This window comes from Candidatus Kaiserbacteria bacterium (assembly GCA_017134395.1).
Classification (GTDB): domain Bacteria; phylum Patescibacteriota; class Minisyncoccia; order Phycocordibacterales; family UBA2100; genus UBA2100.
The window spans coordinates 257,404-281,715 of record CP070993.1 but is presented as its reverse complement, the minus strand read 5'-3'; the positions used below and the strand labels follow the sequence as shown (position 1 = coordinate 281,715).

Annotated in this window: 29 protein-coding genes and 5 tRNA genes; 22 read left to right on the top strand and 12 right to left on the bottom strand. The window is 42.9% G+C overall.

The annotated features are described in order from the left end of the window. Positions 1-361: 361 nt before the first annotated feature. The 5 genes from JXR01_01495 to JXR01_01475 all read left to right on the top strand — a co-directional run bounded on the left by JXR01_01495 (position 362) and on the right by JXR01_01475 (position 3,405). Positions 362-766 carry a tryptophan-rich sensory protein gene (locus JXR01_01495; protein ID QSH39666.1) on the top strand — a complete coding sequence of 135 codons (405 nt, stop codon included), beginning with the start codon at positions 362-364 and terminating at the stop codon, positions 764-766. 1 nt (position 767) lies between these two features. Then, positions 768-1,166, top strand: a complete 399-nt coding sequence (locus tag JXR01_01490) for a DUF2177 family protein (GenBank protein QSH39665.1) — start codon at positions 768-770, stop codon at positions 1,164-1,166. Beyond that, on the top strand, positions 1,163-1,927 hold the full coding sequence (locus tag JXR01_01485) for a DUF1295 domain-containing protein (GenBank protein QSH39664.1): 765 nt from the start codon (positions 1,163-1,165) through the stop codon (positions 1,925-1,927). Before JXR01_01490 ends, JXR01_01485 begins: the two co-directional genes overlap by 4 nt. A 167-nt stretch (positions 1,928-2,094) precedes the next feature. Next, a complete protein-coding gene (locus JXR01_01480; protein QSH39663.1) occupies positions 2,095-2,607 on the top strand; it encodes a hypothetical protein in 513 nt (170 codons plus the stop codon). 120 nt (positions 2,608-2,727) lie between these two features. Beyond that, the gene (locus JXR01_01475) at positions 2,728-3,405 is read left to right on the top strand and encodes a hypothetical protein (protein ID QSH39662.1); all 678 of its coding nucleotides are present in this window, start codon (positions 2,728-2,730) and stop codon (positions 3,403-3,405) included. 10 nt (positions 3,406-3,415) lie between these two features. On the opposite strand, the gene JXR01_01470 is transcribed toward JXR01_01475, so the two are convergent. After that, complete coding sequence (locus tag JXR01_01470; GenBank protein QSH39661.1) at positions 3,416-3,673, bottom strand: hypothetical protein; 258 nt, start codon at positions 3,671-3,673, stop codon at positions 3,416-3,418. A 117-nt stretch (positions 3,674-3,790) separates the two neighbouring features. On the opposite strand from JXR01_01470, the gene JXR01_01465 reads away from it, so the two are divergent. The 3 genes from JXR01_01465 to JXR01_01455 all read left to right on the top strand — a co-directional run bounded on the left by JXR01_01465 (position 3,791) and on the right by JXR01_01455 (position 5,519). Further along, the gene (locus JXR01_01465; GenBank protein QSH39660.1) at positions 3,791-4,294 is read left to right on the top strand and encodes a hypothetical protein; all 504 of its coding nucleotides are present in this window, start codon (positions 3,791-3,793) and stop codon (positions 4,292-4,294) included. Between the two features lie 46 nt (positions 4,295-4,340). Continuing rightward, positions 4,341-4,414, top strand: a tRNA-Val gene (locus tag JXR01_01460). Between the two features lie 244 nt (positions 4,415-4,658). Then, a complete protein-coding gene (locus JXR01_01455) occupies positions 4,659-5,519 on the top strand; it encodes a hypothetical protein (protein ID QSH39659.1) in 861 nt (286 codons plus the stop codon). Between the two features lie 431 nt (positions 5,520-5,950). Here JXR01_01455 and JXR01_01450 read toward each other — a convergent pair whose 3' ends face one another. The 7 genes from JXR01_01450 to lepB form a co-directional block, all read right to left on the bottom strand. Further along, complete coding sequence (locus tag JXR01_01450) at positions 5,951-6,868, bottom strand: FAD-dependent oxidoreductase (GenBank protein ID QSH39658.1); 918 nt, start codon at positions 6,866-6,868, stop codon at positions 5,951-5,953. Positions 6,869-6,897: 29 nt separating this feature from the next. Further along, positions 6,898-8,157 carry a cell division protein FtsZ gene (gene ftsZ, locus JXR01_01445; protein QSH39657.1) on the bottom strand — a complete coding sequence of 420 codons (1,260 nt, stop codon included), beginning with the start codon at positions 8,155-8,157 and terminating at the stop codon, positions 6,898-6,900. Between the two features lie 141 nt (positions 8,158-8,298). Beyond that, a complete protein-coding gene (ftsA, locus tag JXR01_01440) occupies positions 8,299-9,456 on the bottom strand; it encodes a cell division protein FtsA (GenBank protein ID QSH39656.1) in 1,158 nt (385 codons plus the stop codon). Positions 9,457-9,561: 105 nt separating this feature from the next. Next, positions 9,562-9,951 carry an rRNA maturation RNase YbeY gene (gene ybeY / locus JXR01_01435; GenBank protein QSH39655.1) on the bottom strand — a complete coding sequence of 130 codons (390 nt, stop codon included), beginning with the start codon at positions 9,949-9,951 and terminating at the stop codon, positions 9,562-9,564. Continuing rightward, positions 9,939-10,199 carry a hypothetical protein gene (locus tag JXR01_01430; GenBank protein ID QSH39654.1) on the bottom strand — a complete coding sequence of 87 codons (261 nt, stop codon included), beginning with the start codon at positions 10,197-10,199 and terminating at the stop codon, positions 9,939-9,941. Before JXR01_01430 ends, ybeY begins: the two co-directional genes overlap by 13 nt. Positions 10,200-10,541: 342 nt before the next feature. Beyond that, positions 10,542-11,702, bottom strand: a complete 1,161-nt coding sequence (locus JXR01_01425) for a hypothetical protein (protein QSH39653.1) — start codon at positions 11,700-11,702, stop codon at positions 10,542-10,544. A gap of 2 nt (positions 11,703-11,704) precedes the next feature. Beyond that, positions 11,705-12,352, bottom strand: a complete 648-nt coding sequence (lepB, locus tag JXR01_01420; GenBank protein QSH39652.1) for a signal peptidase I — start codon at positions 12,350-12,352, stop codon at positions 11,705-11,707. 97 nt (positions 12,353-12,449) lie between these two features. Between lepB and JXR01_01415 the strand changes: the two genes are divergently transcribed. Continuing rightward, on the top strand, positions 12,450-13,040 hold the full coding sequence (locus JXR01_01415) for an aminoacyl-tRNA hydrolase (protein QSH39651.1): 591 nt from the start codon (positions 12,450-12,452) through the stop codon (positions 13,038-13,040). A gap of 13 nt (positions 13,041-13,053) precedes the next feature. After that, positions 13,054-13,608, top strand: coding sequence for a CYTH domain-containing protein (locus JXR01_01410; GenBank protein QSH39650.1), 555 nt, complete (start codon positions 13,054-13,056; stop codon positions 13,606-13,608). Positions 13,609-13,678: 70 nt separating this feature from the next. Here the strand turns inward: JXR01_01410 and JXR01_01405 are convergent, their stop codons facing one another. Next, positions 13,679-14,824, bottom strand: a complete 1,146-nt coding sequence (locus tag JXR01_01405) for a S1 RNA-binding domain-containing protein (GenBank protein QSH39649.1) — start codon at positions 14,822-14,824, stop codon at positions 13,679-13,681. A gap of 203 nt (positions 14,825-15,027) precedes the next feature. Between JXR01_01405 and JXR01_01400 the strand changes: the two genes are divergently transcribed. The 12 genes from JXR01_01400 (at position 15,028) to JXR01_01345 (ending at position 23,175) form a co-directional block, all read left to right on the top strand. Next, positions 15,028-15,660 (top strand): MBL fold metallo-hydrolase, encoded by a 633-nt coding sequence (locus JXR01_01400; protein ID QSH39648.1) that lies wholly within the window; start codon positions 15,028-15,030, stop codon positions 15,658-15,660. 9 nt (positions 15,661-15,669) lie between these two features. Continuing rightward, on the top strand, positions 15,670-16,047 hold the full coding sequence (locus tag JXR01_01395; GenBank protein QSH39647.1) for a hypothetical protein: 378 nt from the start codon (positions 15,670-15,672) through the stop codon (positions 16,045-16,047). A 2-nt stretch (positions 16,048-16,049) separates the two neighbouring features. Continuing rightward, positions 16,050-18,560, top strand: coding sequence for a DNA gyrase subunit A (gene gyrA / locus JXR01_01390; protein QSH39646.1), 2,511 nt, complete (start codon positions 16,050-16,052; stop codon positions 18,558-18,560). A 39-nt stretch (positions 18,561-18,599) separates the two neighbouring features. Further along, positions 18,600-19,397: a class I SAM-dependent methyltransferase gene (locus JXR01_01385; GenBank protein QSH39645.1), complete on the top strand. Its 798-nt coding sequence runs from the start codon at positions 18,600-18,602 to the stop codon at positions 19,395-19,397. 3 nt (positions 19,398-19,400) lie between these two features. Continuing rightward, complete coding sequence (locus JXR01_01380; GenBank protein ID QSH39644.1) at positions 19,401-20,717, top strand: extracellular solute-binding protein; 1,317 nt, start codon at positions 19,401-19,403, stop codon at positions 20,715-20,717. Positions 20,718-20,719: 2 nt separating this feature from the next. Further along, positions 20,720-21,103, top strand: a complete 384-nt coding sequence (locus JXR01_01375; protein QSH39643.1) for a hypothetical protein — start codon at positions 20,720-20,722, stop codon at positions 21,101-21,103. Between the two features lie 60 nt (positions 21,104-21,163). Further along, complete coding sequence (locus tag JXR01_01370) at positions 21,164-21,514, top strand: TrbC/VirB2 family protein (protein ID QSH39642.1); 351 nt, start codon at positions 21,164-21,166, stop codon at positions 21,512-21,514. 1 nt (position 21,515) lies between these two features. Further along, positions 21,516-21,851, top strand: a complete 336-nt coding sequence (locus tag JXR01_01365; GenBank protein QSH39641.1) for a hypothetical protein — start codon at positions 21,516-21,518, stop codon at positions 21,849-21,851. 109 nt (positions 21,852-21,960) lie between these two features. After that, positions 21,961-22,314: a hypothetical protein gene (locus JXR01_01360; GenBank protein QSH39640.1), complete on the top strand. Its 354-nt coding sequence runs from the start codon at positions 21,961-21,963 to the stop codon at positions 22,312-22,314. A 5-nt stretch (positions 22,315-22,319) separates the two neighbouring features. Continuing rightward, positions 22,320-22,583, top strand: coding sequence for a hypothetical protein (locus JXR01_01355; protein ID QSH39639.1), 264 nt, complete (start codon positions 22,320-22,322; stop codon positions 22,581-22,583). A 191-nt stretch (positions 22,584-22,774) separates the two neighbouring features. Then, positions 22,775-22,846 (top strand) — tRNA-Cys (locus tag JXR01_01350). A gap of 245 nt (positions 22,847-23,091) precedes the next feature. Continuing rightward, a tRNA-Leu gene (locus tag JXR01_01345) sits at positions 23,092-23,175 on the top strand. Positions 23,176-23,772: 597 nt separating this feature from the next. Here JXR01_01345 and JXR01_01340 read toward each other — a convergent pair. The 3 genes from JXR01_01340 to JXR01_01330 all read right to left on the bottom strand — a co-directional run bounded on the left by JXR01_01340 (position 23,773) and on the right by JXR01_01330 (position 24,311). Continuing rightward, positions 23,773-23,854 (bottom strand) — tRNA-Leu (locus JXR01_01340). An 18-nt stretch (positions 23,855-23,872) separates the two neighbouring features. Continuing rightward, positions 23,873-23,945 (bottom strand) — tRNA-Lys (locus tag JXR01_01335). A 45-nt stretch (positions 23,946-23,990) separates the two neighbouring features. After that, on the bottom strand, positions 23,991-24,311 hold the full coding sequence (locus JXR01_01330) for a ribosome-binding factor A (GenBank protein QSH39638.1): 321 nt from the start codon (positions 24,309-24,311) through the stop codon (positions 23,991-23,993). Position 24,312: the final 1 nt, after the last annotated feature.

The following is a 24,312-nucleotide window of genomic DNA, read 5'->3' as shown; positions in this document are numbered from 1 at the left end:
GGGCGATTGCGATAATTGCAATTGTGAGGATATTGAGAAAGTGAAGAAGTTGTATAAGCCTCGCGGGAGAAAACTCTTTCGCGGGGCTTCCTTCATGTATCGAATATATTTGTTAGTTACGAATAAATACTCCAGTTAACTGGAGTACTCAGCTTAGAAAACAAGAAGTACTCTTGTGGTGCCCGGGGAGGAAGCACTTAGTGAAGATGAGCCTGTAAGGCGAAATATGAACTTAGTGACTTGACCCTCGATTCCCCGTGGAATAACCACAAAAACTAGCGATTAATCGCTAGTTTTTTGTACGTGTTGTAGACCCCACGCAGTAATAGTTAAAAAAGCGTGTTCGCGTTACTATATATACATGCCTACACAAGACTGGTACTTAGAGCTCACTAGACCTTTTTGGGCGCCCCCCGCGTGGCTGTTTGGTCCAGTGTGGACGGTGCTCTACGCAATCATTGCAGTATCTTTTGGAACCATTTTCTATAAAGTAATCACAAAGGAAATTCCATGGATAATTGCAGTACCCTTTGCACTAAATCTCGTTTTTAATTTCGCGTTTACACCAATACAGTTTGGACTCAAAAATAATCTGCTCGCGTCACTAGATATTTTACTGGTTGTTGGTACGCTTATGTGGGCACTTGCACTAGTATGGTATCGAGTACCAGAACTACGCTGGGTTGTATACGTGAACATCCCGTATCTTTTGTGGGGTACGTTTGCAACTGCACTACAATTAACCATAACGTATATAAATAAATAATATGTTCGTAAAACTTTTTCTCGTTGCACTCCCTGTGTTCTTTGCCATCGATATGATCTGGCTTGGACTCGTGGCAAAGAATTTTTATCAAAACCAAATTGGTTTTTTAATGAAGAGCGACATTAATTGGACTGCTGCGATAATCTTCTATCTCATTTTTATTGCTGGCCTTGTTCTTTTTGCAGTCGCGCCAGCGATGGAAAAAGGTCTTTGGGTCCACGCGCTTGTGTTTGGCGCTTTGTTCGGCTTCATTACGTATGCAACCTACGATCTCACCAACCTTGCAACACTTAAAGATTGGCCACTACTCGTCACGATAGTTGATATGGTGTGGGGCGCAGTGTTAGCCGCTTCTGTATCAACAATTACCTACTTCATTGCAACTAAAATAGGACTATGAGCTACTTTGTAGCACTCGCTGGTGTTCTCTTTATATACATGAACCTGTGGTTCGTTATATCTGTAGTCAAAAAAAGAAATGATGTGGCTGATGTTGCGTGGGGCCTTGGCTTTGTAGTATTAGCGTGGGCAGCCGTATTCATTAGTGCTGGCAGTAGTATGCAGGGCATACTGGTAGTGCTACTTGTAACAATATGGGGAGTTCGTCTCGCATGGCACATCGCAGCTCGGCATAAAGGAAAGGGTGAGGATTATCGGTATCGTGTATGGCGCGAAACATGGGGTGCGTGGTTTTATCCGCGTTCATATCTACAAGTGTACATGTTGCAAGGTGCGCTACTTTTTCTCGTCGCGTTACCGATTGTTGTCATCATGGGTACCAATGTCGCTCTCAACCTCTTTACTGCAGTTGGCGTAGGGGTTTGGCTACTTGGCTTTGTGTTTGAGGTAGTTGGTGATCGACAGCTTAAACAATTTATAAAAAATCCTGCAAACAAAGGCAAGCTCATGACCTCTGGTCTATGGCGATACACACGTCACCCAAATTACTTCGGCGAAGTAACACTCTGGTGGGGGATATGGCTTATCGCACTTTCGGTGCCGTATGGATGGGGTACCATTGTCGGTCCGCTCACTATTACTTTTTTGATCCTTAAAGTTTCTGGAGTCCCATTGCTTGAGAAGAAAATGGTCGAGCACCCAGATTTTGCAGAATACAAGCGAACTACCAGTGTCTTCATCCCGTGGTTTAAAACGAAGTAGATTAACAATCACCAAATATGCATTGAGTGAATTACGTAATTAAGTATGTAATTAATTGCGTATATAAAAACTAAACGCCTCAATTTATTGAGGCGTTTATTACTTGCAAACTTTCATAAAAGAGTGCAGTGTATTCGATAGTTTTGTTCATCCAGAAAGGAAAAGATATGAGCGAAGATCAGAAGCTGCCATCAGATGCCCTTCGACTAAAAGATATTGTTGAATTGACCGCCCTTGTCATTGCTGAAGTTTTTGGTGAAGGCAGGTTAGGGGGTTGTTTTCATGCTCGCTATGCAGACGGAACCGTACTCTTGCCAAAGCTGATTGCTGGGCAACCAAACCAAGAAAAACTCGAAAAGTATATCGAGTTTGCTACAAAAGAGAAGCCAGAGCGACTGCTTCGCCATCCCAAGCATATTTTGAGTTGGCAATCTCGAAATCCTAGTCTTGGGCGGTGGGGAGGTGCGATCAATCTTTCCAGAGGCACTCAGTCTGGTGTTGTTCTTGCTTTTTCTGGTTTTCCAGAGATGGTCGACGAAGCCTACTGCATGGCGATTGGTGTGCAGATGGGATGGGTTTCAGAATCTGGAGCGCTGGAGATCATGAAAATCTCAAGCAATGCGGATCTTTTTCCCAAAGTTAATTACGTGGTTAAAGAAACGATGACTCCATTTGGTTAAAATTCCATCTGGCCGAAAACCACCTTTGTGCCTCAACACAAAGGTGGTTTTTCTATACAAAAAATTCTAGCTAGACGGGGTGTATTTATCCAAGATTTTGGATATGGTATCGTGTTACGCATGGGAATAGATAATTTAAGTGCCAAACATAAACCTTTGGAAAACGAAGAATTGGAATCCGTATCAAAGGGATTTGAAGCAAGTATTGATGAAACAGCAGATTTTCTTTTTGATCAGTATATGAAACAGCATCTTCTAGATAAGTTTTTTGAAGATTTAGAAGATTTTTTAGATGAAGAACATATTGAAGATATTCGAGCCGCCCTCGCTTCTTATACAGACAGTGAAGTTGTTATAGCAACAGCGATACCACATGAATTGAGAGAAAGGAATTTTCAACGACTGCACGACGAAATCATCAACGAGAAGAAAACTCCTGTAGAGGCAGTAAAGCATCTAGTTGAAGTATCAAACCGATATGGATTCGGGGTAGGGTATCACACTTCTCCTGTAGATATTCATCCAAAATCAAATGGTGAATGGAACATAAAAGCTACAGAACAAGATCATAGAGATGGTGACATCGCCCGAGCATATTATAGTTCGAGATTCAGGCACTTATACAAGGCAAAAAATGATGGCTACATTTATGCGGTACGAACTAGCCCAGAAGATAAGACTGATGGTAACTGGAGTCGCTCAAGCTCACTTAGCATTATTATGAGAGTTCCGTTTCGTGAAGTGCACGACTACGTGGTTCAAACGGCGCAAAAAATGAAAAAAACGGCCAAGAAGTAGTACATACTTCTTAGCCGCTCCTGTTTCTGGTCTCGTTTGCAAGCCTGAGTGCCCAAGCGATTTCTTTAGGATCTGAATCCTCAAAGATTTCTCGAACACCAGGGTGCTTCTCCATAAGGGCACAAATTTCAGAATCGTCTAACGCAAGCAATTTGACGTTCGCTGCGAACAGCGAATTTACGGCGAGTTTTAGTCGACTACTTACTTCGACGGGTACGAGTGTTTCTGCTTCAAGCAGTGTACGCACCTCTTTAAGAATTTCTTCCATCGGAGATCTCCCTATCTACAAACTCGCAACATTATGACATATGTTGTCAAATATGGCAAGTCTTGTAGTTAACATCCTTTTTTATTGATAGGAGCACCTTTGTTATAATACTGGTATATGGATTTACATACAGCACTCGTATTGTTGCACATTGTGGGAACTATTTTAGGTGTCGGTGGTGCGACTATTGCGGAAGTGCAAATTAACAAAGCACTTAAAGATGGGGTGGTGGATGCAAGTGAAAAAGCACTTATGCACGCAAACTACTTCATTATCCGTGTAGGAACCGTCATTGTTGTACTCTCAGGTATTGTGCTTGTATGGTGGTGGCTAACTGCCGGCGGAAGTGATTGGGTGCTCACGAGTCATAAAGTTTGGGTGAAAGAAATCATTACGGTCATAATTGTGCTGAACGCAGTTGCGCTTGCAAAGCGTTGGGTGCCCTTGTGGTTAGGGAGTGCTATTTCGTTTACGTCGTGGTGGACAGCAACGGTTCTTGGCGTGTGGCGAGATGTACCATATTCGTTTTGGACACTCTTTATTAGTTACCTACTTGCGATAGGTATTGTTGCTGTCGTTTTGCATTATATTCGTGCGTTTTTCAAAAATAGAGCTGCTTGAAGTAGTTACGCCTACACGGTACTATGGCGCGACATAAAACATACACGGGCGATTAGCTCAGTTGGCTAGAGCGTCTCATTGACGTTGAGAAGGTCACAGGTTCGAGTCCTGTATCGCCCACTAGATAAGCCAAGGTCCCGCATGATAGCGTTTGGGCCCTTTGCTTTGTCTTGGGCTTGGTTAGTGAGCTGACGCCGAGTCTCCCTGAATTGGAAATCCAACCTCTTGACATCTACCCAATATATGTACTATAATACTTGCACTTATTGATTATTCTTCATAGGAGGAGTATCAAGAAAGTGTGTATAGAAATGCTCTTTTGGAAACAAAAGAGTTTTTATATTTAGAAATTTAATTTATGTATATGGTAACAGCAAAATATACAGCAGTTGCAACTATCGTTGCCCTTACCTTAGGGTTTGTGGCAGTTATTGCTCCGGCTACTGCAAGTGCGATGAATGCTCCAGTGTGTGTATTCAACACAATCGTACAACCATTTAATAATGGCGGAACAACACTTTCTTGGAAAGTCTACGATGCACACACTATTCACATTAGTGGTATTGGTATTGTTTCAGATGCCGACTCTGTAGTAGTGTATCCAACCAACACTACCACTTATACACTCACTGCAACGGGAAATGCAGGCGTGGATACGTGTACAGTAGTTGCTCAGCCAACAACGTCGTATTCGTTTAACAGCAACAACTTCTTTAGTGGGCAGTTAAACCAAACATGTTCTCTGTGGGTTAACCCTGATCTTGTTGTTCCTGGAGGAACAGCGATTCTTTCATGGGATGCTGGTAACGCATCATACGTTTCTATCGATAATGGGGTAGGTAACGTAGGAAGCACTGGTTCACGAGTAGTTCCAAATGTTGGGGTAGCACAAACATATACCCTGAATGCACGATGGCCAAATGGAACTACACGAAACTGTAGTGCAACTGTGTACCCAATAGGTTCTGCTGGAGTAACACCTTATGGTGGCTACGGCACAGCATATCCTATACACACCACACAACCAACTATTACGTATGTGCCACTAAACCAAGTACCATACACAGGCGCAGGTGATGTAGCGTACATTCTTACACTGCTTGCTGTTGCTCTTGGAGCATTCTCACTTGTATACACACAGCGTGATGTGCTTGCATCAGCACTCCTTAGTTTTTCTCCTACTGACAACGAAGACGGTGAAGTAGTAGTTGAACACGAAGCCTAACTACACAAAAAACCAACTCAAGTAAATCAAAACCCCTCGCAGTTAACTGCGAGGGGTTTTGATTTACTTGAAAATAAGCAACAACGATGTTTTACTAGTCAATGCGTATGGGGGGAGCAGCCATTGAGGTTGTGGTTCTGTACGCTACTTTTGAAGGGGCAAAAATGCCAAAAAATGATGCGGATGGTAATAAAAGTAATCACGGGGGAACGCAAGGGAAAAAACTTCCCTATAGTCCATGTCTTGGATGTGGGCACGCTATGAATGGCACCTGCCTTCCTGGCGTTCAATGCAATTTGCCGAATAAAGTAAGTCCGGTAGAATCCCAAGTGGTGCACAGTTCGTAAATTCACTATTCAAAAGTAAGAAAGGCGGAAAGTGTGAGGTCACACTCCCGCCTTTCTCTATACTTATTTTTTTATATTTAGTACTTATCGTAAGTATCCGTACATGTCTTCGATTGCTTTCACAGCGTCACCAGCTGCTATGTTGTTTTGGTGGTAGAGACCGTCGGTACAGTCTCCGGCTGCCCAGATACCTTCTACGCTTGTACGTTGTGTATACGGGTCTACTTTTATCATGTTGCGCTCATCAAGTTCAACAAGATCTTTAACCATTTGTGTGTTAGGAATCATGCCGATTTCTACAAACACACCACCGGTTGCGAGTTCTGTTTCCTCTCCCGTTGCACGGTCCTTGTACTTTACACCGGTCACAAATGCCTCACCGACCACTTCGGTTATCTCAACATTTTTCAGGGCTTTAAATTTGTCGTTTTTCATGAGTTTCTCTACGGTAATTTCATCAGCAAGGAATGTATCGTTAAACTCAAGTAGTGTTACTGAATTTGTGTACGCAAGAAGTTGCGCAGCTGTTTCAAAGCCTGCGTTACCACCGCCAATTACCACTACATCTCGGCCAGTAAATAACGGTCCATCACACGATGCACAGTAGGTAAGACCTTTGTGTTCAAACTTATCTGCACCTTTTGCGGGGAGCTTGCGGCGGCTTGATCCAACACCAACAAACACTGCTTTTGATTCGTAGCTCTCACCTTTGTTTGTTACAACCTTAAATCCTCCCTCGATTTTTTCTATGGTCTCTACTTTGGCAGGCGACTGTATTTCGATTACATCGTCAGCGTATTCACGCACATGCGCTTCGAACGATTTTGCAAGATCACCACCTGAAATATGAGGTGTTCCTATCCAGTTTTGGATATCTTCCGAGACATTACTTTGACCGCCCCATTCTTCAGTTATCAGAACGCTTTTAAGGCGCTTTCGTGCAGCATACACAGCGACTGCAGTACCTGCTGGGCCACCACCAATAATTGTAAGATCGAACATAGTGAAAAAGAGCTAATTATTAAAAACTATTATTTAAGCTTTGATCGTCGAAGGAATGAAGGGATTGCACCCCAGTCGTCATCGTCTTCTAAAGATTCTTTTTTTGTTTGTGGAGCTTCGCGCTTTGTTGGGGCTGCAGAGACTTTCTTCTCAATAACTTCTACCGGCTTGCTTTCAGTGTGGTGAATTGCAGCTGGTGCTTGCTTCTCTTCTATTTCTGGTTCGCTTTTTGCTGGGATTGCAGCTTCTGCGTCTGATGATTTTTTTTCTTCTCGAGTGCTCGTTCCAAAAAATGAGCCTTTGCGAGATGCTTCTGCTTCTTTTGCTTTATTGTTTTCAGGAAAGCCTGTTGCAATAACAGTAATCTTTATCTGGCCTTTCTTAAGTGTGTTGTCTGAAATAGCACCGAAGATAATACGAGCATCAGGGTCAACAGATTCAGTAATAGCATTAGCTGCTTCTTGTACCTCAAGCATTGAGAGGTCGTCGCCACCAGCAATTGCAAAGAGAACACCAGTTGCTCCAGAGATTGATACATCAAGAAGAGGGGATTGGATGGCTTCGTGTGCTGCTTTAACTGCACGCCCTTCGCCTGCAGCCATACCCATACCCATTAATGCAGAACCTGCTGATTCCATAACTGCGCGGATATCTGCGAAGTCAACGTTGATGATTCCTGGTGTAGTAATAAGGTCAGAGATTCCTTCTACTGCTTGCTTGAGTATATCGTCACACATTTCAAACGCGCTCTTAATGCCGGTGTCTTTCTTTACGGTAGTAAGAAGGCGGTCGTTGGGAATAGTGATAAGCGCGTCAACTTCTTTTTTGAGGTTCTCGGAACCTTCGCGAGCAAGACGTGCACGTTGTTGCCCTTCAAACGAGAATGGTTTTGTAACAATACCAATAGTAAGTGCCCCAGATTCACGAGCGATTTGCGCAACAATCGGTGCAGCTCCTGTTCCGGTACCACCACCCATTCCTCCAGTAACAAATACCATATCGGAACCCTTAATTGCTTCGTGAATTTCTTCTTTCGTTTCTTCAGCTGCACGACGCCCAAGCTCTGGATTCATTCCGGTACCAAGTCCGCGGGTGAGGTTTTTACCGATGTGGATTTTTTTCTTTGCTTTTGAGTGATGCAGCGCTTGTGCATCTGTGTTGACGGCTATGAAATCAACGCCCTGTACTTTTGCCTTAATCATGTGGTCTATCGCGTTATTACCCGATCCTCCAACACCGATAACACGTATTCGCGCGAATGCTTCAACTTCTGGCTTTACCTGCTTCATGGTTATATTTTGTTACTTTAAATAAGTCTGTAGGGCACTACAGAAAAGGACAGCACACACCTACAGACCAGAATGGTCATGTAATGTACGTATAATACCAAGTGGAGAGGGTAAAGGAAAGTTTTAAGAAAACACCTCTTTTTAAGGTAAAAATTGCTTAAACCAGGAGAAAAATTTCACTCCAGCAGCTCGCGCATTTTCGATACCGATAGTGTCTGAGTCTGAAGATGCACCCCAAATACACAGACCATACGCAACTGCCCACGAAGCATCCTTTAGTTGCTGCTCACCGAGTCGAAGACCAGTGGTTTCTGAAGGTAGTTTAAGAGCAATGCGTGCGTAGTCCTCAATAGTTGCAATACCCGAACCGCCTCCTGTGAGAATAATTCCAGCTGGTAGCAGTCCAGCTCGGTTTATCTTCTTTAAATGGTCTTGTACAAGAGAGAACATTTGTCGTAATTTAGCTGCAATTATTTCGTCCAACTTTTTTTGTGGAACTGATTCGCCAGTTACGACGCCTCGCTTTAATTGTTCTGCTTCAGGTAGTGGAAGACGAAGCCCTAATGCGATGTCGTTTGTAATATCGGTTGAACCAATAGGGAAGACTTTTAATGAGATGGGGGTGTTTTCTTCAAAGACGACAATTGAAAGAGTTTCTGCTCCAATGTTTGCCAGCACACAACCAACCATTTTTTGTTGTTTGGTAAGTGTTACTAAACTTGCAGCAATTGGGGATGCCATGATATCGATGGTCTCAATTCCTGCCGCTTCGATTACTGCGATGATGTCGTCAAGGTGTTGTTCAAGCACCGTTACAAAGAGCGCTTCTACTTCAAGTTTAGAACCGTGCATGCCAACTGGTCGTCCGAGTATTTGTTTGCCATCAAGTAAGTACGAAACAGGTATTGCATGGATGACTTTTCTATTTAAAAGCTCACGACTTATGAGCGCTTCAGCTTCCGCAAGCGCGTTCTCGGCGTCAATCTCGGACACTTCGGAGTTTGCACGACTGACAATAGCTGCTCCTTGAGAGTATTTGTCTTCAAGACCAACACCGCCAATAGAAACATAGGCGCGGTCTACTGTAAGCCCTGCTTCCTTTTCAGCTTGAGCCACTGCTTTCTTTATACTTTCGGTTATGTCGTGCTGACTCGTTATGTATCCATGCCTAAGACCGCGCGAGAGGGCAGAGCCGGTACCGATAATGTGAGGAGGGGTACCGTTTTCTTGTATTTGCGAAATAACTACTTTGACGTAGAAAGTACCAATATCTATACCTACGATAGTATTTTTACGCATATTTTCTTATTGTAGCCTTCTGTAGAGCCACTATCAAATTCTGCAACTGTGCGAAAAGCATCTACTGAGATATTTACGTAAATATCTCAGTAGATGCTAGAAAGGCTAATAGAGTTTCTTGAGGAGCTTTTCTTCTTGTTTCTCCATCTCTTCACCATGTACGTTACCTTTAAGATGTAAACATCCATGAATAAATAGAAAGACTATGTGTTGGTTGGTAGTGTGACCGAATTTCTTTGCGTCGCGCTTCGCGCGACGAATATTTAAAAAGATTTCACCTTCCTTGTCGGAAAGAGGAAACGAAAGAATGTTGGTTGGGTTGGTTCGTTTTTTGTGTTCTTTGTTTAAGCGTTTTGCCAGTGTATCTGCCATAAGGACGAGAGAGAGAGTGTAGGACTGCCCAAGTATCGTGTTCTTAATTTTTTCAAAAGGCACGCTTGGAAGCGTGCCTTGTGTTGTGTGTGTAATATCAAAGTGTGAGTTTATTTGCGCCATTTTACTCGTTTTCCGCGAACACTATCTGAAAGCTTTCCTTCTTTGATAAGCTGCTCAAAATCGCCGCGACGTTCGATTTTCCGCAACGCAGTTGCGCGTTGCATGTTCTTTGAAACAGGTCGTGCTCGGTAACGGATTTTTCGCATTTTCTGAACAATCCCTGCCGAACGCATTCGTTGAGTAAACTTACGCAATACTGCGCCAGTGTTCTCAGTTCCTGTTTTTTCTACTTGTATGTTTGTTGCCATAACGGGGAAAACTGTATCATAGGTAGCACCAAAGTGCCAGTGATTTGATTATCCGTATATATACAAAGACCCGCCGCATTCCTCCTAGGATGCGACGGGTTCGTTAAATCAATTCACTTGACGTGCTGTTCTGACAGGCGAACTAGGCGACGTCCATTTTCGTCGAGCTGGCAGTTGTTGCAGTAGCAACTCCTGTCAGTGGTGGTGGATGAAACTCAGGTTTCTTCATGAGAATACCCATATCCCTTCTTTGATCTAACGTTCATCAACTCGACCATCGAGCTGACTACTTTCAGAATACTCTAAGCAGGTAATTGTTACAAGTTGCTTATGCAGAATATGTTACGAAACCTTTAGTCGTTTGAGGTAGCTTGCAAGGTTTGTGAGAGGCACTACTACTTGTGAGCGTGTGTGCATGTTTCGCACGATAGCAGTGTCTTCAAGTGCTTCTTTGTGCCCGATAATGATTGTGTAGGGGATAGTGTATTTCTCGGCATTCTCTAATTGCATACCAATACTATCTACGGCAACTTGCTGACGAATAGGAATACCAGCTTCGCGAAGCCGCTCCATAACGGTGAAGCTTTTTCTTTTTGCTTCGGGTCCTAGTTGCGCAAAGAAGAAGTGGGGGTTTCGTTGTGTTCGGCGTCGTGGTTTTGCGCGACCTCGGATTTCATGTTCGATAACTGCACTCACCATTGGCATAGCAGTTCGGAAACTTCTCTGAGCAAGTGTGTCATGCCGGCCACCTCGCGCGAGTGTTACCGTACCGCCATTTTCAGTTGGAACACGCAGTTCAAAGATAGTATGTTGCCAACAATCAATACTTCCTAAAATAGTCGGGTCGAGCTCGTACGGTACTCCCATGTTTTCAGTGAACTCAAGAACACTTCGCAGGTGCGCACGACTTTCGTCGTTTAGATACTCCATAGAGTTTGGTGCACCACCAACTATTTCATGGTTCTTTTCTGAGAGGCGAGTGAATGCACGCATGATGTTTCCGCTTTGCATCTCTTCACGAGCATAGGTCGGCATGTCGTTAATATGCGAGCGTAGGTAGCTTGTGAGGTCGCGCACAAACCGCACTGATGATTCTTTATCCCCAATGCTATTTATGTGCATAACGGTATTTTGCAGACCACTGTCTCGAGCTATTGTCGCGAGTGTTGCAATGATGACCCCTTCGGTAATTGCAGAACGGCTTCCTGATGCGTACAGACCAAGTGTAGATATTTTTGAATTGTTGTGTTCGACTTGGTACGAAAAGTTGGGGAGTTCATCTCGATGCATTTTGTGAGATACGAAACTCTTTGTCATTGCTGCGAGTTTCTTTTCTGTTGGCAATGCAACGCTCGGGGTAGTGCTCTGCTTTACCTTTCTGTTAACCTTGCGTCCCTTAAACATGTGGTCGACTGAGTCGAATCCGTAGAACTCGATGGTGTCGAGTGCGCGGTCGAGTAATTCTCCAGTACTTGCGCAATTTGTGTGTGAGATAGTTAACATGGTTATTCAGTATTAGTGTCTTTAATAATGTATGTTGCTTCTCCTGGGAGAACGTCTATTGAATTGAATGGGAAGAGACGAATGTATGCACGGCCAACGATACGCTCAAACTCAAGTGGTCCCCAGTATCGTGAGTCGGCGCTTGCTTTACGGTTGTCGCCAAGGACAAAGTATTCATCATCACCAAGCTCCATGACGAGCTGTGATTCCTTGGTGTATGCATGGTCTACATACGGCTCGTCTAGAGTGAAGCCTTCAGGGAATTCAGTATTTCGTATGGTTACCGTGTTTCCATCGAGTTCTACTGTTTCTAAAGGAAGCCCGACGACACGTTTTATAAAGAACCGTGAAGGATTTTGAGGGAAGCGGAATACCACTACGTCTCCACGCGTTGGTTCTTCGAATTTGTACGTAAGCTGGTCGATAATAAGGTAGTGCCACGTGTTAAAAGTAGGGAACATTGAAGTACCAGACACGATAAAAGGTTTCGCAACATACAAACGAATGGGAAGAACAATCATGAGCACAATGAGTGCAAAGAAAATAAGGCTCCGAGTTGAGCTGAGTGGCTTCTTGTGCGTGTTCTCTGCTGGAGTAGCTTCAACCTGTTCATCCACTGATGAAGGATCGTGATGTAAATCAGCTGACATGTCAGGCATTGTACTACAACTGTTTCTCTTGACGCAAAGTTAACTCTGTTTCAGAGCAGGTATTTTCTTTTTAGTGGTGCGCGGTACACTTAGGAACATGAAATTTATAATAGTTGGATTAGGCAACCCCGGAGAAGAATACGAACACACACGACACAACGCTGGGCGATTGGCAGTTGCTGCTTTTGAGGACTCGCAAGAGTTCGGTGGGTTCGTCACTGATAAAAAAACAAAGAGTGAGATGAGTAAGGGGAGCGTTGGCAAACACACAGCAGTTATTTTGCAGCCAAACACATTTATGAATAAATCGGGCAGTGCAGTGAGAGAATTGGTAACGAGTGCAAAAGCTGCAGAGCGGCTGGTTGTAGTGTACGACGATATCGACTTACCATTTGGAACTCTAAAGATAGCGTTTGGTAGAGGTAGCGGTGGACATAAGGGGATTGAGTCAATAATTCGTGCAGTAAAGACAAAAGATTTTGTACGTGTACGCATTGGGGTTGCACCAACGACACCGAGTGGAAAAATAAAAAAGCCAAACGGAGATAGTAAAGTGCACGACTTTCTTCTTGGTGAATTTACGAAAAAAGAACAAGAGGCACTGAAGAAAATTTTTACCGCAACAAACACAGCGCTTGAAAGTATTATTGTTGATGGGCGAGTAAAGGCAATGAATATACACAACTAATGTTAGAAAATATATGAGTGATACTGATTATCGAGAAATAGAAGCGCGTTGGATTAATTTAAATCAAGAGGAAATTGAAAAGAAATTAGAATCTATTGGTGCTGTACTTAAAGGAGAGTACTTTTTTCAAGAGTGGATATTTAAAAAAGAAGAGTGGGTTGGAAAGGCACGTCGTATTCGCGTACGTACGGACGGGACTCAAACGTGGGTTACGTATAAAGCAAATTCTACGTGGGAAGTTGATAGCACTGAAGAGGTGGAATTTACTGTATCTTCGCCCGAAGCTGCGGTTAAGTTTTTTGAATCAATCGAAATACCCATATTCCTCCACCAAGAAAAGAAGCGACGACAGTATACATTGGGCGACATTACATTTGAGATTGATAATTGGCCACTCATACCAATGGTCTTAGAAATAGAAGGAGCTTCTGAAGAAGAGGTTAAAAAAGGTGCTGCACTACTTAACCTTAGTTGGGGTGATGCGTTATTTGAAGATCAGAAGGTAATTCATGAGAAATACTTTAATATCGATCTTGAATCAATGACTGAGTACACATTTGAGAAATAACTTTTTACATTAAGTTGCATACAAAAAGGCCCACTTACGCGGGCCTTTTTGTATGCTCCAAGAAGAATTTCTATTCTTCTTTTGCTGCAACTTCAGCAACTGGTGCATCTTTGAACGAGAGCGTCATTTTGTGCTCGACTGGATCAAAGAGTGTAATTGTGAATGGGTAGAGACTGCCAAGACGAAGTTCATCTCGTAGTTGTTCGCTTCCACCAAATTCAGATACATGTACAAGGCCGGCTACTCCTTCTTCTATAGAAGCAAGAGCTCCGTGTTTGTTGTACTTAATAACAACAGCCTTAACCTTGTCGCCTTTTTTGAATTTCTTAGATGCTGCGGTCCACGGATCTTCAACAAGTGCCTTGATAGAAAGTGACACCTTGCCATCTTTCACTTCAATAACTTGTACGCGTACCTTGTCGCCAACTGTGTAGCGACTCTTAGGATCTTCAACAAGTGCCCAGTCCATTTCTGATATGTGCACGAGACCTTCAAGACCGTCTTCTAGTTTTACGAATACGCCAAAGTCGGTTGCTCCGGTAATTTCACCGTCGTGAGCATCACCAACGCGATACTTATCAACCATTTCTGCTTTCTCTTCTGCATCGATACCTTTTTCAGTAAAGATAAGTTTCTGTTCTTTTGCATCAGCAGTAATAACGTGAAGCGTAAGTTTTTTGTCGACGAGTTGCTTAAGCTCAGCAAAGATTTTATCTTTGTCGCCATCTGGTACTCGTGGGTAGTTATCGACAGAAAGCTGTGAGGCAGGAAGGAATCCTTGGATGCCTTGCCATTCAACAATAAGTCCACCCTTGTTTGCATCCTTAATAGGGAGTTCAAGAGGTGTTTTGTTTTTCATTGCGGCTTCTGCTTCACCCCATACGAGCGCTTGGCGAGCTTCACGAAGTGATACTTCGATGTAACCGTCAGGGTTTTCTATACCAGAAACCTTAGCAGCAACAGTGTCGCCTGGGTTTACATTCTTTAAAATGTCACGTGCCGAGAGATACTCTCGTCCGTAAATAATACCTGTACCAAATGGGTGCAGGTCGATGTAGATACGTCCTTTGTCAATATCTACAACCGGTCCTTCTACAAGGTCGCCCAATTCTGGACTTGCAGGTATTTCGCTAAGAAGCGCTGCCATTGGGGAGTCTTTTTTGCTCCGAGGTTCTTGTTCGTTACTCGATTCTTCGAGTTCGTCTTTTTTACTCATTATATAATTGATGTACCATACGTTCTGTACCAGTGTTCATGAGCTGTTCATGTACAAGAGGGTTAGTATGCTACATTGAGTTAATAAAATGCCCTTGAAAGGGCAGCTCTACTATACGCTGCTTGGCTTAAAAAGCAATATAATCCGTGCTATAATGGATGCCAGTCCGCATTTAGTATGGCGGATTTGCTTGCATTCAATCTATGATAATCACACATCACAAAGGGGAATTTATAAAAGTTAGTTTTGGCGATAAGACACTTGCTTTTAACCCAGTCTCAAAGAAATCAAAAATGACACCAACGCGATTTGGTGCTGACATCGTATTTGTCACATTAAATCATCCAGACTTTAACGGTGTAGATGAGGTAACGCGAAATGCAAAAGAACCGTTTAGTGTCCGCGGAGCAGGAGAATACGAAATTCAAGGAGTCTTTGTAAAGGGTTTCGATTCAACATCAGAGTATAGTACTGACGCAACCATCAATACCATTTATACAGTTCGAATCGAAGACATGAACATTCTTTTCCTTGGTACACTTTCAGACAAGAAACCCAACCCTTCTATTGTTGAAGATATGGATAGTGTAGACGTTTTGTTTATTCCAATTGGCGGAGGCGGAGTGTTAGACGCGTCTGAAGCACATGCTCTTGCTGTTGCATACGAAGCAAAAGTTGTGATCCCAATACATTACGATGGTATAGGCGACGCCGGAGCACTTAAAACATTCTTAAAAGAAGCGGGAGCCGAAAGTACAAAGCCAGTCGAGAAACTTACTATTAAAAGGAAAGACTTAGAAGGGAAGTCTGGCGAAGTAGTTGTCTTGCAGTCATAATATACTTGTATGCGGTTTATTGATGACATGAGGCAGAGACCAGAAGAAGAGCGTCTTGCCTTTGCCGCGGTCGCTGCAGGAGTTGTGGCATTAGTGTTGTTCCTTTTGTGGGGAGTTACTTTTTTCCGTAGTGATAGTACTATCGTACAGGTTGAAGTTTCAAATCAAGGAGCGTCTGCAATTGAAAGTCTTCGCGATACGACTTCAGAGATAGCTGGAACTTTTGATGAATTTTCCGTACAGTATCAGCAATTGAAGGATTCGTTGGAGGAATCAAATGCACAGGAAAGTGGTGACAACGCCGTGAATGTGTATGTTGATAAAGATGGAGATGTCCACGTCGACAATATTATTATTGATAAAAGTGAATTAGATTCTGATAACTAATTATGGCAGCAAAGAAAAAAATAGAAAAGAATAACGAGGAGAGTCCAAAGGAACCAGAATCAACCAAGGGAATTATTTCTCAAGGTATTTCTTCTGAAATGAAGGAAGCATATATTAATTACGCAATGACCGTTATTACGTCTCGTGCACTTCCTGATGTACGCGATGGTCTGAAGCCAGTACACCGACGAGTGTTGTACGCTATGGATAAGCTGAACTTAACTCCGGGCGGCAAGACACGAAAGTCAGCGACAGTTGTGGGTGAGGTTATCGGTAAGTATCACCCGCATGGTGATACTGCTGTATATGACTCAATGGTAAACCTTACACAAGACTTTACAATGCGATACCCTCTGGTTATCGGACAAGGTAACTTCGGTTCAATTGACGGAGACAACGCAGCTGCTATGCGTTACACAGAAGCAAAGACATCAAACATGGCATCTGAACTATTACGTGACCTTGGTAAGAATACCGTAGATTATCGACCAAACTACGACAACACTGAAAAAGAACCAGTTGTACTTCCTGCTGCTGTACCAAACCTACTTCTTAATGGAACGCTTGGTATTGCTGTTGGTATGGCAACAAACATTCCTCCTCATAACTTCCGTGAAGTGTCTGATGCTGTTGTACATCTTATAGATAATCCCAAAAGTACGACTGAAGATTTACTCCAATTTATTCAAGGTCCGGACTTCCCAACAGGGTGTATAGCGTTTAATCAACAAGATATTGCACAAGCTTACGCAACTGGACGCGGTGGTGTTGTTGTTAGAGGTGAAGCGGAGATTACAGAAACTGCTAAGGGTGGAGCGCAGATAATTATTACGTCTATTCCGTACCGTGTAAACAAAGCGAATCTTATTACAAAGATTGCTGAGCTCGTTCAAACAAAGAAGCTAGAAGGAATAAAAGGACTACGTGACGAATCTACCACAGACATTAGAGTAGCGATCGACCTAAAGGGAACTGCGCATCCGCAGTCAGTCCTTAACTATATATACAAACACACACAACTTGAGGAAACATTCCATTACAACATGGTTGCCATTGTGGATGGTGTTCCTAAAACACTTTCACTCAAACCGATGCTTGAATCGTATGTCAGTCACCGAGTTGAGGTAACAAAACGTCGCACGCAATTTGATCTAGATAAAGCGCGTGCCCGTGAACACATATTGCTTGGTCTGAAGAAGGCGCTCGATAATATCGATAAAGTAATTGCTCTTATTAAAAAAAGTAAAGATGTTCCAACAGCACACGTTGGATTAATGAAGACGTTCAAGTTCTCAGCAATACAAGCAACCGCTATTTTAGAAATGCGTTTGCAGAAACTGGCGAACCTTGAGAGAAAGAAAATCGAAGAAGAACTTGCTGAACTTAAGAAAATTATTGCTGAGCTTGAAGGGCTACTCAAGAGCAAAGCGAAACTAATGACACTCATTAAGAAAGAGTTAAAAGAGGTTACTGAGCGTCTTGGTGATGAGCGACGAACAAAAATAATGAAGCGAGGAACGAAGAACTTCTCTATGGAAGATGTTATTGCTGATGATGAATTTGCGCTGGTTCTTACTAAAGGGGGTTACATAAAGCGAACAAACCCAAGCGAGTATCGTCGCCAAAAACGTGGTGGTGTTGGTGTTATTGACATGAACACAAAAGAAGAGGACGTTGTAAAAACATTCCTTACAGCTAACGCTCATGCCGACCTGTTGTTCTTCACCGACAAAGGAAAAGTATACCGCACTAAGATGTACGAGATACCAGAAGGAAAGCGTTCAACCAAAGGCAAGTCTATTATGAACTTCTTGCAACTTGAGCAAGACGAGAACGTAACATCTGTGTTACCAGTTCCTAAAGATGCAAAGAAAGAAGACCAGCTTTCGCTTGCAATGGTGACGCGTGAAGGAACAGTAAAGAAAACAAATGCAGATCAATTTGCGGATGTACGAAAGAGTGGGCTCATTGCCATTAAACTTAATGGAAAAGATAAACTCATTGCTACTCATTTCTTAAAGAAAGGCGACGACGTTGTATTAGTAACCCGAAACGGACAGGCGATCCGTTTCCAAGAAAGTGATGTACGTGAAATGGGACGCACTGCAGCAGGAGTTCGTGGTATGAAACTCGGTAAAGACGATGAGGTTATCGGCGCTGGAGTTGTCGAAAAAGATTCTAAAGACAAGGCACTCTTTGTACTGTCTGGAACAGGATATGGAAAGAAAACAAAGATAAGTGAATATAAAGTACAGAAACGTTCAGGTACTGGTATTAAGACAGCGCAAATTACACCAAAGACTAAGGAGATTATCGGTGCTGAGGTTATTGAAAGTACTGGAGGAGAACTTGTAGCAGTTTCAAAGAAAGGACAGGTGATTCGAACGAGTCTCGATGAAGTGAAATTACAAGGACGACAAACGCAAGGTGTTCGAATTATGAAACTGCGTGCTGGAGACTCAATTGCCTCGATGGTTACCCTTACAGAAGAAGCTGATACAAGTGGGGAATAGTCACTACGAGACTCTTCTTCGTACGTTATAATAGAACGCATGGAACCTCATGCGAGAAACAATGCGACTGCTCACATTAACGTAGGCGGCAAGGATATTAATGTAACGATAGATACCACACAAACTAAGGCAGTTGGACCTATGGCTCTCGCCGGAGGTACAAAACTTCCTGAAAATACAGTGAGTGCACAAACTCGAAGAGAATCTCAAGGTTTCGGTGTTGATGTAAATAACCCAGCTTTTTCTGATCCAAAGAAGAACGTGAAGCGTTTAGGCTTTCGAGAGGGTATGAAAGTTGCTGATTTTGGTTCAGGTTCAGGTGCGTACACACTTGCGCTTGTAGATGTTGTTGGGCAGACCGGCGTTGTATATTCGGTAGATATTCAAAAAGATTTGCTGACCCGCACACAAAATGCAGCAGTTCAAAAAGGATACGAAAATATAGAAATTGTATGGGGTGATATCGAATCTGTGGATGGTGTAAAACTGAAAGATGGATTACTCGACGGGGTGCTTTTATCGAATACTCTTTTTCAGGTGGATGATAAGATAAATACAATAAAGGAAGCGTATCGTGTACTCAAGCCCGGAGGTATACTTGCGATTATCGATTGGAACGAATCCTATGGCGGTATTGGTCCTCCAGAACAATTGATACTTACCCCTGCTGAAGCTAATCTTATCTGTAACGACAATGGGTTTGTAGCGAAGGGAACTTTTGATGCAGGAGAACATCACTATGGGTTATTATTTAAAAAGGCATTTGCGTCAGATTCTCAGAGAAGTACGTCACAAGAAGATTTTATTTCGCGCACAGTCGCACAAGAATTAATATAATATATGCAAGAAAAACGGAATCCATTTCAAATAGTAATTCTCGGAGTATTCATTTTCTTTATTGTTGTTGCAGTGTTAGTGTTTGCTAGTTTTACGGGTGGCAATAACAACCGCGATATTGGTGAAGTGACTGTATGGGGTAGTTTTGATGAAGATGTGATGGAGGCACACTTTCGTACATTGGCAGACGAAAATTCTGAAGTCAATAACGTGAAGTATCGAGAGGTGCCAGAGGATGAGTTTCAAGTAGACCTTGTAGAGGCTCTGGCAAACGGTACGGGTCCAGATTTGTTTATTCTTGACCAATCAAACTTACTTCGTCATTGGAATAAGGTTCAGTCCATTCCATACGAAACCATAAGCGAACGTGAGTTTAAAGATACATATATTGATGAAGCAGAAATATTCTTGAGCACCTCAGCTGGCATCAAAGCGCTTCCTCTATTGGTAGATCCCTTAGTGTTGTATTGGAACCGAGACATCTTTGCGGAGAGTGGCTTTTCGCAACCACCACAATTTTGGGACGAACTCTTTTTGCTAGCAGAGCGTATAACGCAACGCGATAAAGCAAACAACATCGGGCAAGCAACTATTGCATTTGGTGAGTTTGATAACGTTAATCACGCTAAAGATATTATTTCTGCCCTTATACTTCAAGCTGGTGGCTCTATAGTTACACGACAGCAAGACGGACAGCTAACTGCCGCGCTTTCTCCAAGAAGCCAAAATAACGATACAATTCCTGCACAGACTGCGCTTCGCTTTTACACTGAATTTGCTGACCCTGTCAAAAGTGTGTACACATGGAATCGTTCACTCACAAATTCTCTAGATGCATTTGCGCAAGGAAAGTTAGCACTGTATGTAGGGTATGCCAGCGAAGTAGAAACCATAAAAGCGAAAAATGCACACATTAACTTTGATGTTGCTCCGCTACCTCAAATTCGTTCAGGTGAACAGAAAAAGACACTTACGTTCGGAAAAATGTACGCATTAGCAGTACCTAAAGCAGCACGAAACGTGTTTGGGGGTACAGAAATGGCACTGTATCTAACAGGTGCTGAGCCATCACGGTTATTAGCTGAGGCCGTTGGCATACCTTCTCCCAGACGTGACATTTTGAGTAAAGAGCCAAGCGATCCACTGGATCTCATCTTTCGTAACGCAGCGCTTATTAGCAGGGCATGGCTCGATCCTCATGCAGAAGACACCAATGATATATTCAGACGAATGGTGGGGGATGTAACATCTGGATCGCGTCGGCTATCTGAAACTATTCAGCGAGCCGATGAAGAATTACGTGCAGTAATAAATAGATAGGTATGCTTTTTCGTGCACTTATTGTAGTTTGTACTTCATCTCTTATACCAATTTTTGTCGAGGCAGCTTCGTTTCAAAATCCATTAGTCATCAAATTCATAACAGACATGCTTCGGGGTTTGGTTCTGGCTGTTGTGTATATAGGTACACCAGTCCTTGTTGTATTTATAGTGTGGACAGGTTTTTTGTTTGTAGCAGCACAAGGAAGTGCCGACGGTATAACGAAAGCAAAAAAAATGGCTTTGCAAGTGACTATTGGAGGCGTTTTACTTCTTTCATTATGGGCAATTGTTGAGCTAGTGAGTGATACATTAGCCGGATTTTCTGCTGCCACCTTGCTGGTTGTACTTTTGGCTTTTTTTCTGTACGTAGTTTCAAGAAGGTAGGTTTTAGCTATATACAGATATACCTTGAGAGCCTAAGACGCATGGTATTATATAATGTATATGAATAAATATTGCAAGGATATCTTTTTTATGTTCGTTCTTGCGTTGTTAGCGGCGCCAGAAATGGTCTTTGCGCAAGCTTTTTCAAACCCCCTAAGGAGCGAACTGTCTAGTATCTCAAAATTTACAGAAGCATTTGTGCAGGTGGTTGTATACTTATTATTTCCACTGGCTGTCGTTTCAATTGTATACTCCGGCTTCTTGTTTGTAGCAGCACAAGGAAATTCAGATGGACTTAAGAAGGCAAAAACAAACTTTTTATGGACTGTGATTGGTGTTGCTCTTTTGCTGGGTGCTGTGGCACTTGCAACGCTTATAGACAACACTATTAGTCCAATACTCAGTGGATAGTATGATTGATAAAAAAGTTCAGATTATGGCGGTATCTTTATTTAGCTTTGTCGTACCTACGAGCATTGTGTTCGCTGCACCTGCCAATTTTAAAGCGTTGGTAGGACAGTTTATTGGGTTGGTGAATCTCGGAACCACGCTGCTATTTAGCGTGGCGATTGTTTTCTTTTTTGCTAGTTTGGTTAAGAATCTATGGGGATATGACGGTGGCAATGCTGAACAGAGAGCAAAACTCCAACAAACATTGTATTGGGGTATTCTGATAATTTTCGTGATGGTAAGTATTTGGGGAATCATATCTGTGTTACAACAAACGCTGAGTAGAGGTCTTGTGTAAAGCGACTATCCACATAAAAGAAAGTGTTCTCTTGTAACGGTATGCGGGTACGCTACCATGTAAAGAGTAGCTTTGAGTAGCATACTTTTAGTAATTTATTTCATATACAATGCAAAAATTAAGTACAATATTTTTTGTAGGATTGGCAGTACTGCTTCCTGCAACGGCCGACGCGGTGACATTAGGTCACACAATCAGCACGGTTAGTAACATCATAAATGGACTAATTCCATTGGTGCTTGCAATCGCAGTTCTCGTATTCTTTTGGGGGCTCGCAATGTACATGCTTAACACTTCAGACTCAGAAAGTCGTTCGAAGGGTATAAGCATTATGTTCATGGGGATTATCGTTATTTTCGTGATGGTAAGTATTTGGGGAATTGTTCGTATTCTACAGTCTACTTTCCAAGTAGAAGGAACTGCGCCTATTGTTCCTGATGCAATTCAGAGAAATTACAACTAATATCTATGGATGGGAAGGAGGTGATTAGTCAGATAGTTGGATCGATAATCGATCCGATCGTTCTCCTTATATTCTCAGTTGGTATATTTCTGTTTACGTGGGGTCTTGTCGTTTTTCTTTCGCAGATGGATAATCCTGAAGGACGCAAAACAGGAGTACAACACATGCTGTGGGGTATTCTTGGTGTCTTTATTATGGCAACGGTGTTTGGAATAATAAATATCATTCTTGAAACATTTGGGTTGGGAGATCCAACAAAGCTAAACTAACGTAAAAGTAGTGCTACTACATTCTTGAGTTATTCTAAGTAAAAAAAGCGTCGTGTGGCGCTTTTTTGCTACACACAGACATGCTAGTATAGTGCCTATTGGGGTTTGTGAAGTAGAAAGTAAGATTTGGCTGGGGCTTGCGCAGAATGGTCTCTTGCTCCATGCACGGGTACGAAACGGAAAACAATATAGGCTCGGTGGCGAAGTAGAAACGCTGGGGTTTGCAAAACCTCCATGCGCGGGTGCGATTCCCGCCCGAGCCTCAAAGTGAGCGAAGTGAGCGTGAGTCTCGGGAGAAAGGTATTTGAGTACCTTTCGTCGGGAATCGCAAGGCGCAGCGATGTTTTATTGCCTAACCAAGGCAACAAAACCGCGAGCCCAGACGAAAAGTACTTAGTAGAATTGGAGCGTAGCGAACAATTATACTTAGTAACTGGTCGTCGATTCCAGCTGAACCCAAGAAGGAGTTTATACTTACACGTTTTTAGTTTATAGTTAGAGCCTACATGCCGAGGTGGTGGAGTTGGTAGACACGAGGGACTTAAAATCCCTTGGCCGCAAGGCCGCGCGGGTTCGAATCCCGCCTTCGGCACATGTGTAAAAAGTACCAGGTTTCTTCTGGTATTTTTTTTACACATGCATATCTTAGGGATTCGAAAAGCGGAGCCGCGCGTGCTTCAGCACGGGGAAGCGGCGAGCTCAGACCAAAAGCACTTAGTAGAATTGGAGCGATAGCGAACAATTATACTTAGTGACTGGTGGTCGAATCCCGCCTTCGGCACAAAAACTTCTTTCAAAATTAGACGTTAGGGGATTTTGCATTGATAAAAAAACCCAAGCTCAGAGAGCTTGGGTTTTTGTTCCTATTACCAAGATGAAGGCAGGAGGATTCCAATAACTGATCGGTTCTTAATCGAACTGAAGAGCCAAAACGGATGAAACCAACGCGGCTACCAATATCGAGAGTGACACCAGTAAAAACGCCACAAAGCCAAATTGATAGGCGACGAATGTAATCAGAAGCAAATAGGAAAAGAAGAGAAAACAGAGTAAGAACTTATATACGTAAGGCATCAAACTTTTCCTTATATCAAAACCCAAAAATGTGCGAACACTATAGACACTATAAGAATTTTGTTCATATTTGCAATACAAAACGCCAAGGACATACCTCGGCGTTTTGTGCTTGTACCGGAGAGAGGACTTGAACCTCCACGCCTTGCGGCATCAGCTCCTAAGGCTGACGTGTCTACCAATTTCACCACTCCGGCATACGTTGTTTCAACGTGTCCGCCCACTAGGACTCGAACCTAGGACCCACCGCTTAAGAGGCGGTTGCTCTACCAACTGAGCTATAGGCGGGTTTGCACCATACTACTGTATTTATCGTAGAATTCAATGGCGAGGTTATATTTCAAGCGTATCCAAATGCTGTCGGTGTTTTTCTCCATGATCTATTTCAAAATCAAAGAAGGGGAGTCGACGTAGTGCGGTATGCTTCTTAACATATGACCGAAATTCGGTTCGCTTGCGTTTTGCGAAATCCAATGCGGTATCTTGGTAGCTATCTGGAAGCACTGTGAAATAGACGGTGGCTTTTGAAAGATCAGGCGAAATGTCGGCACGAGTCACTGTTATAAGAGACTGTCGATTCGATTCACGTCCGAGGTAATCAGCAGCAAGGTGTGCTATTTGCTCAGATACTTTTTGTTGGCGTTGTGATTCCATA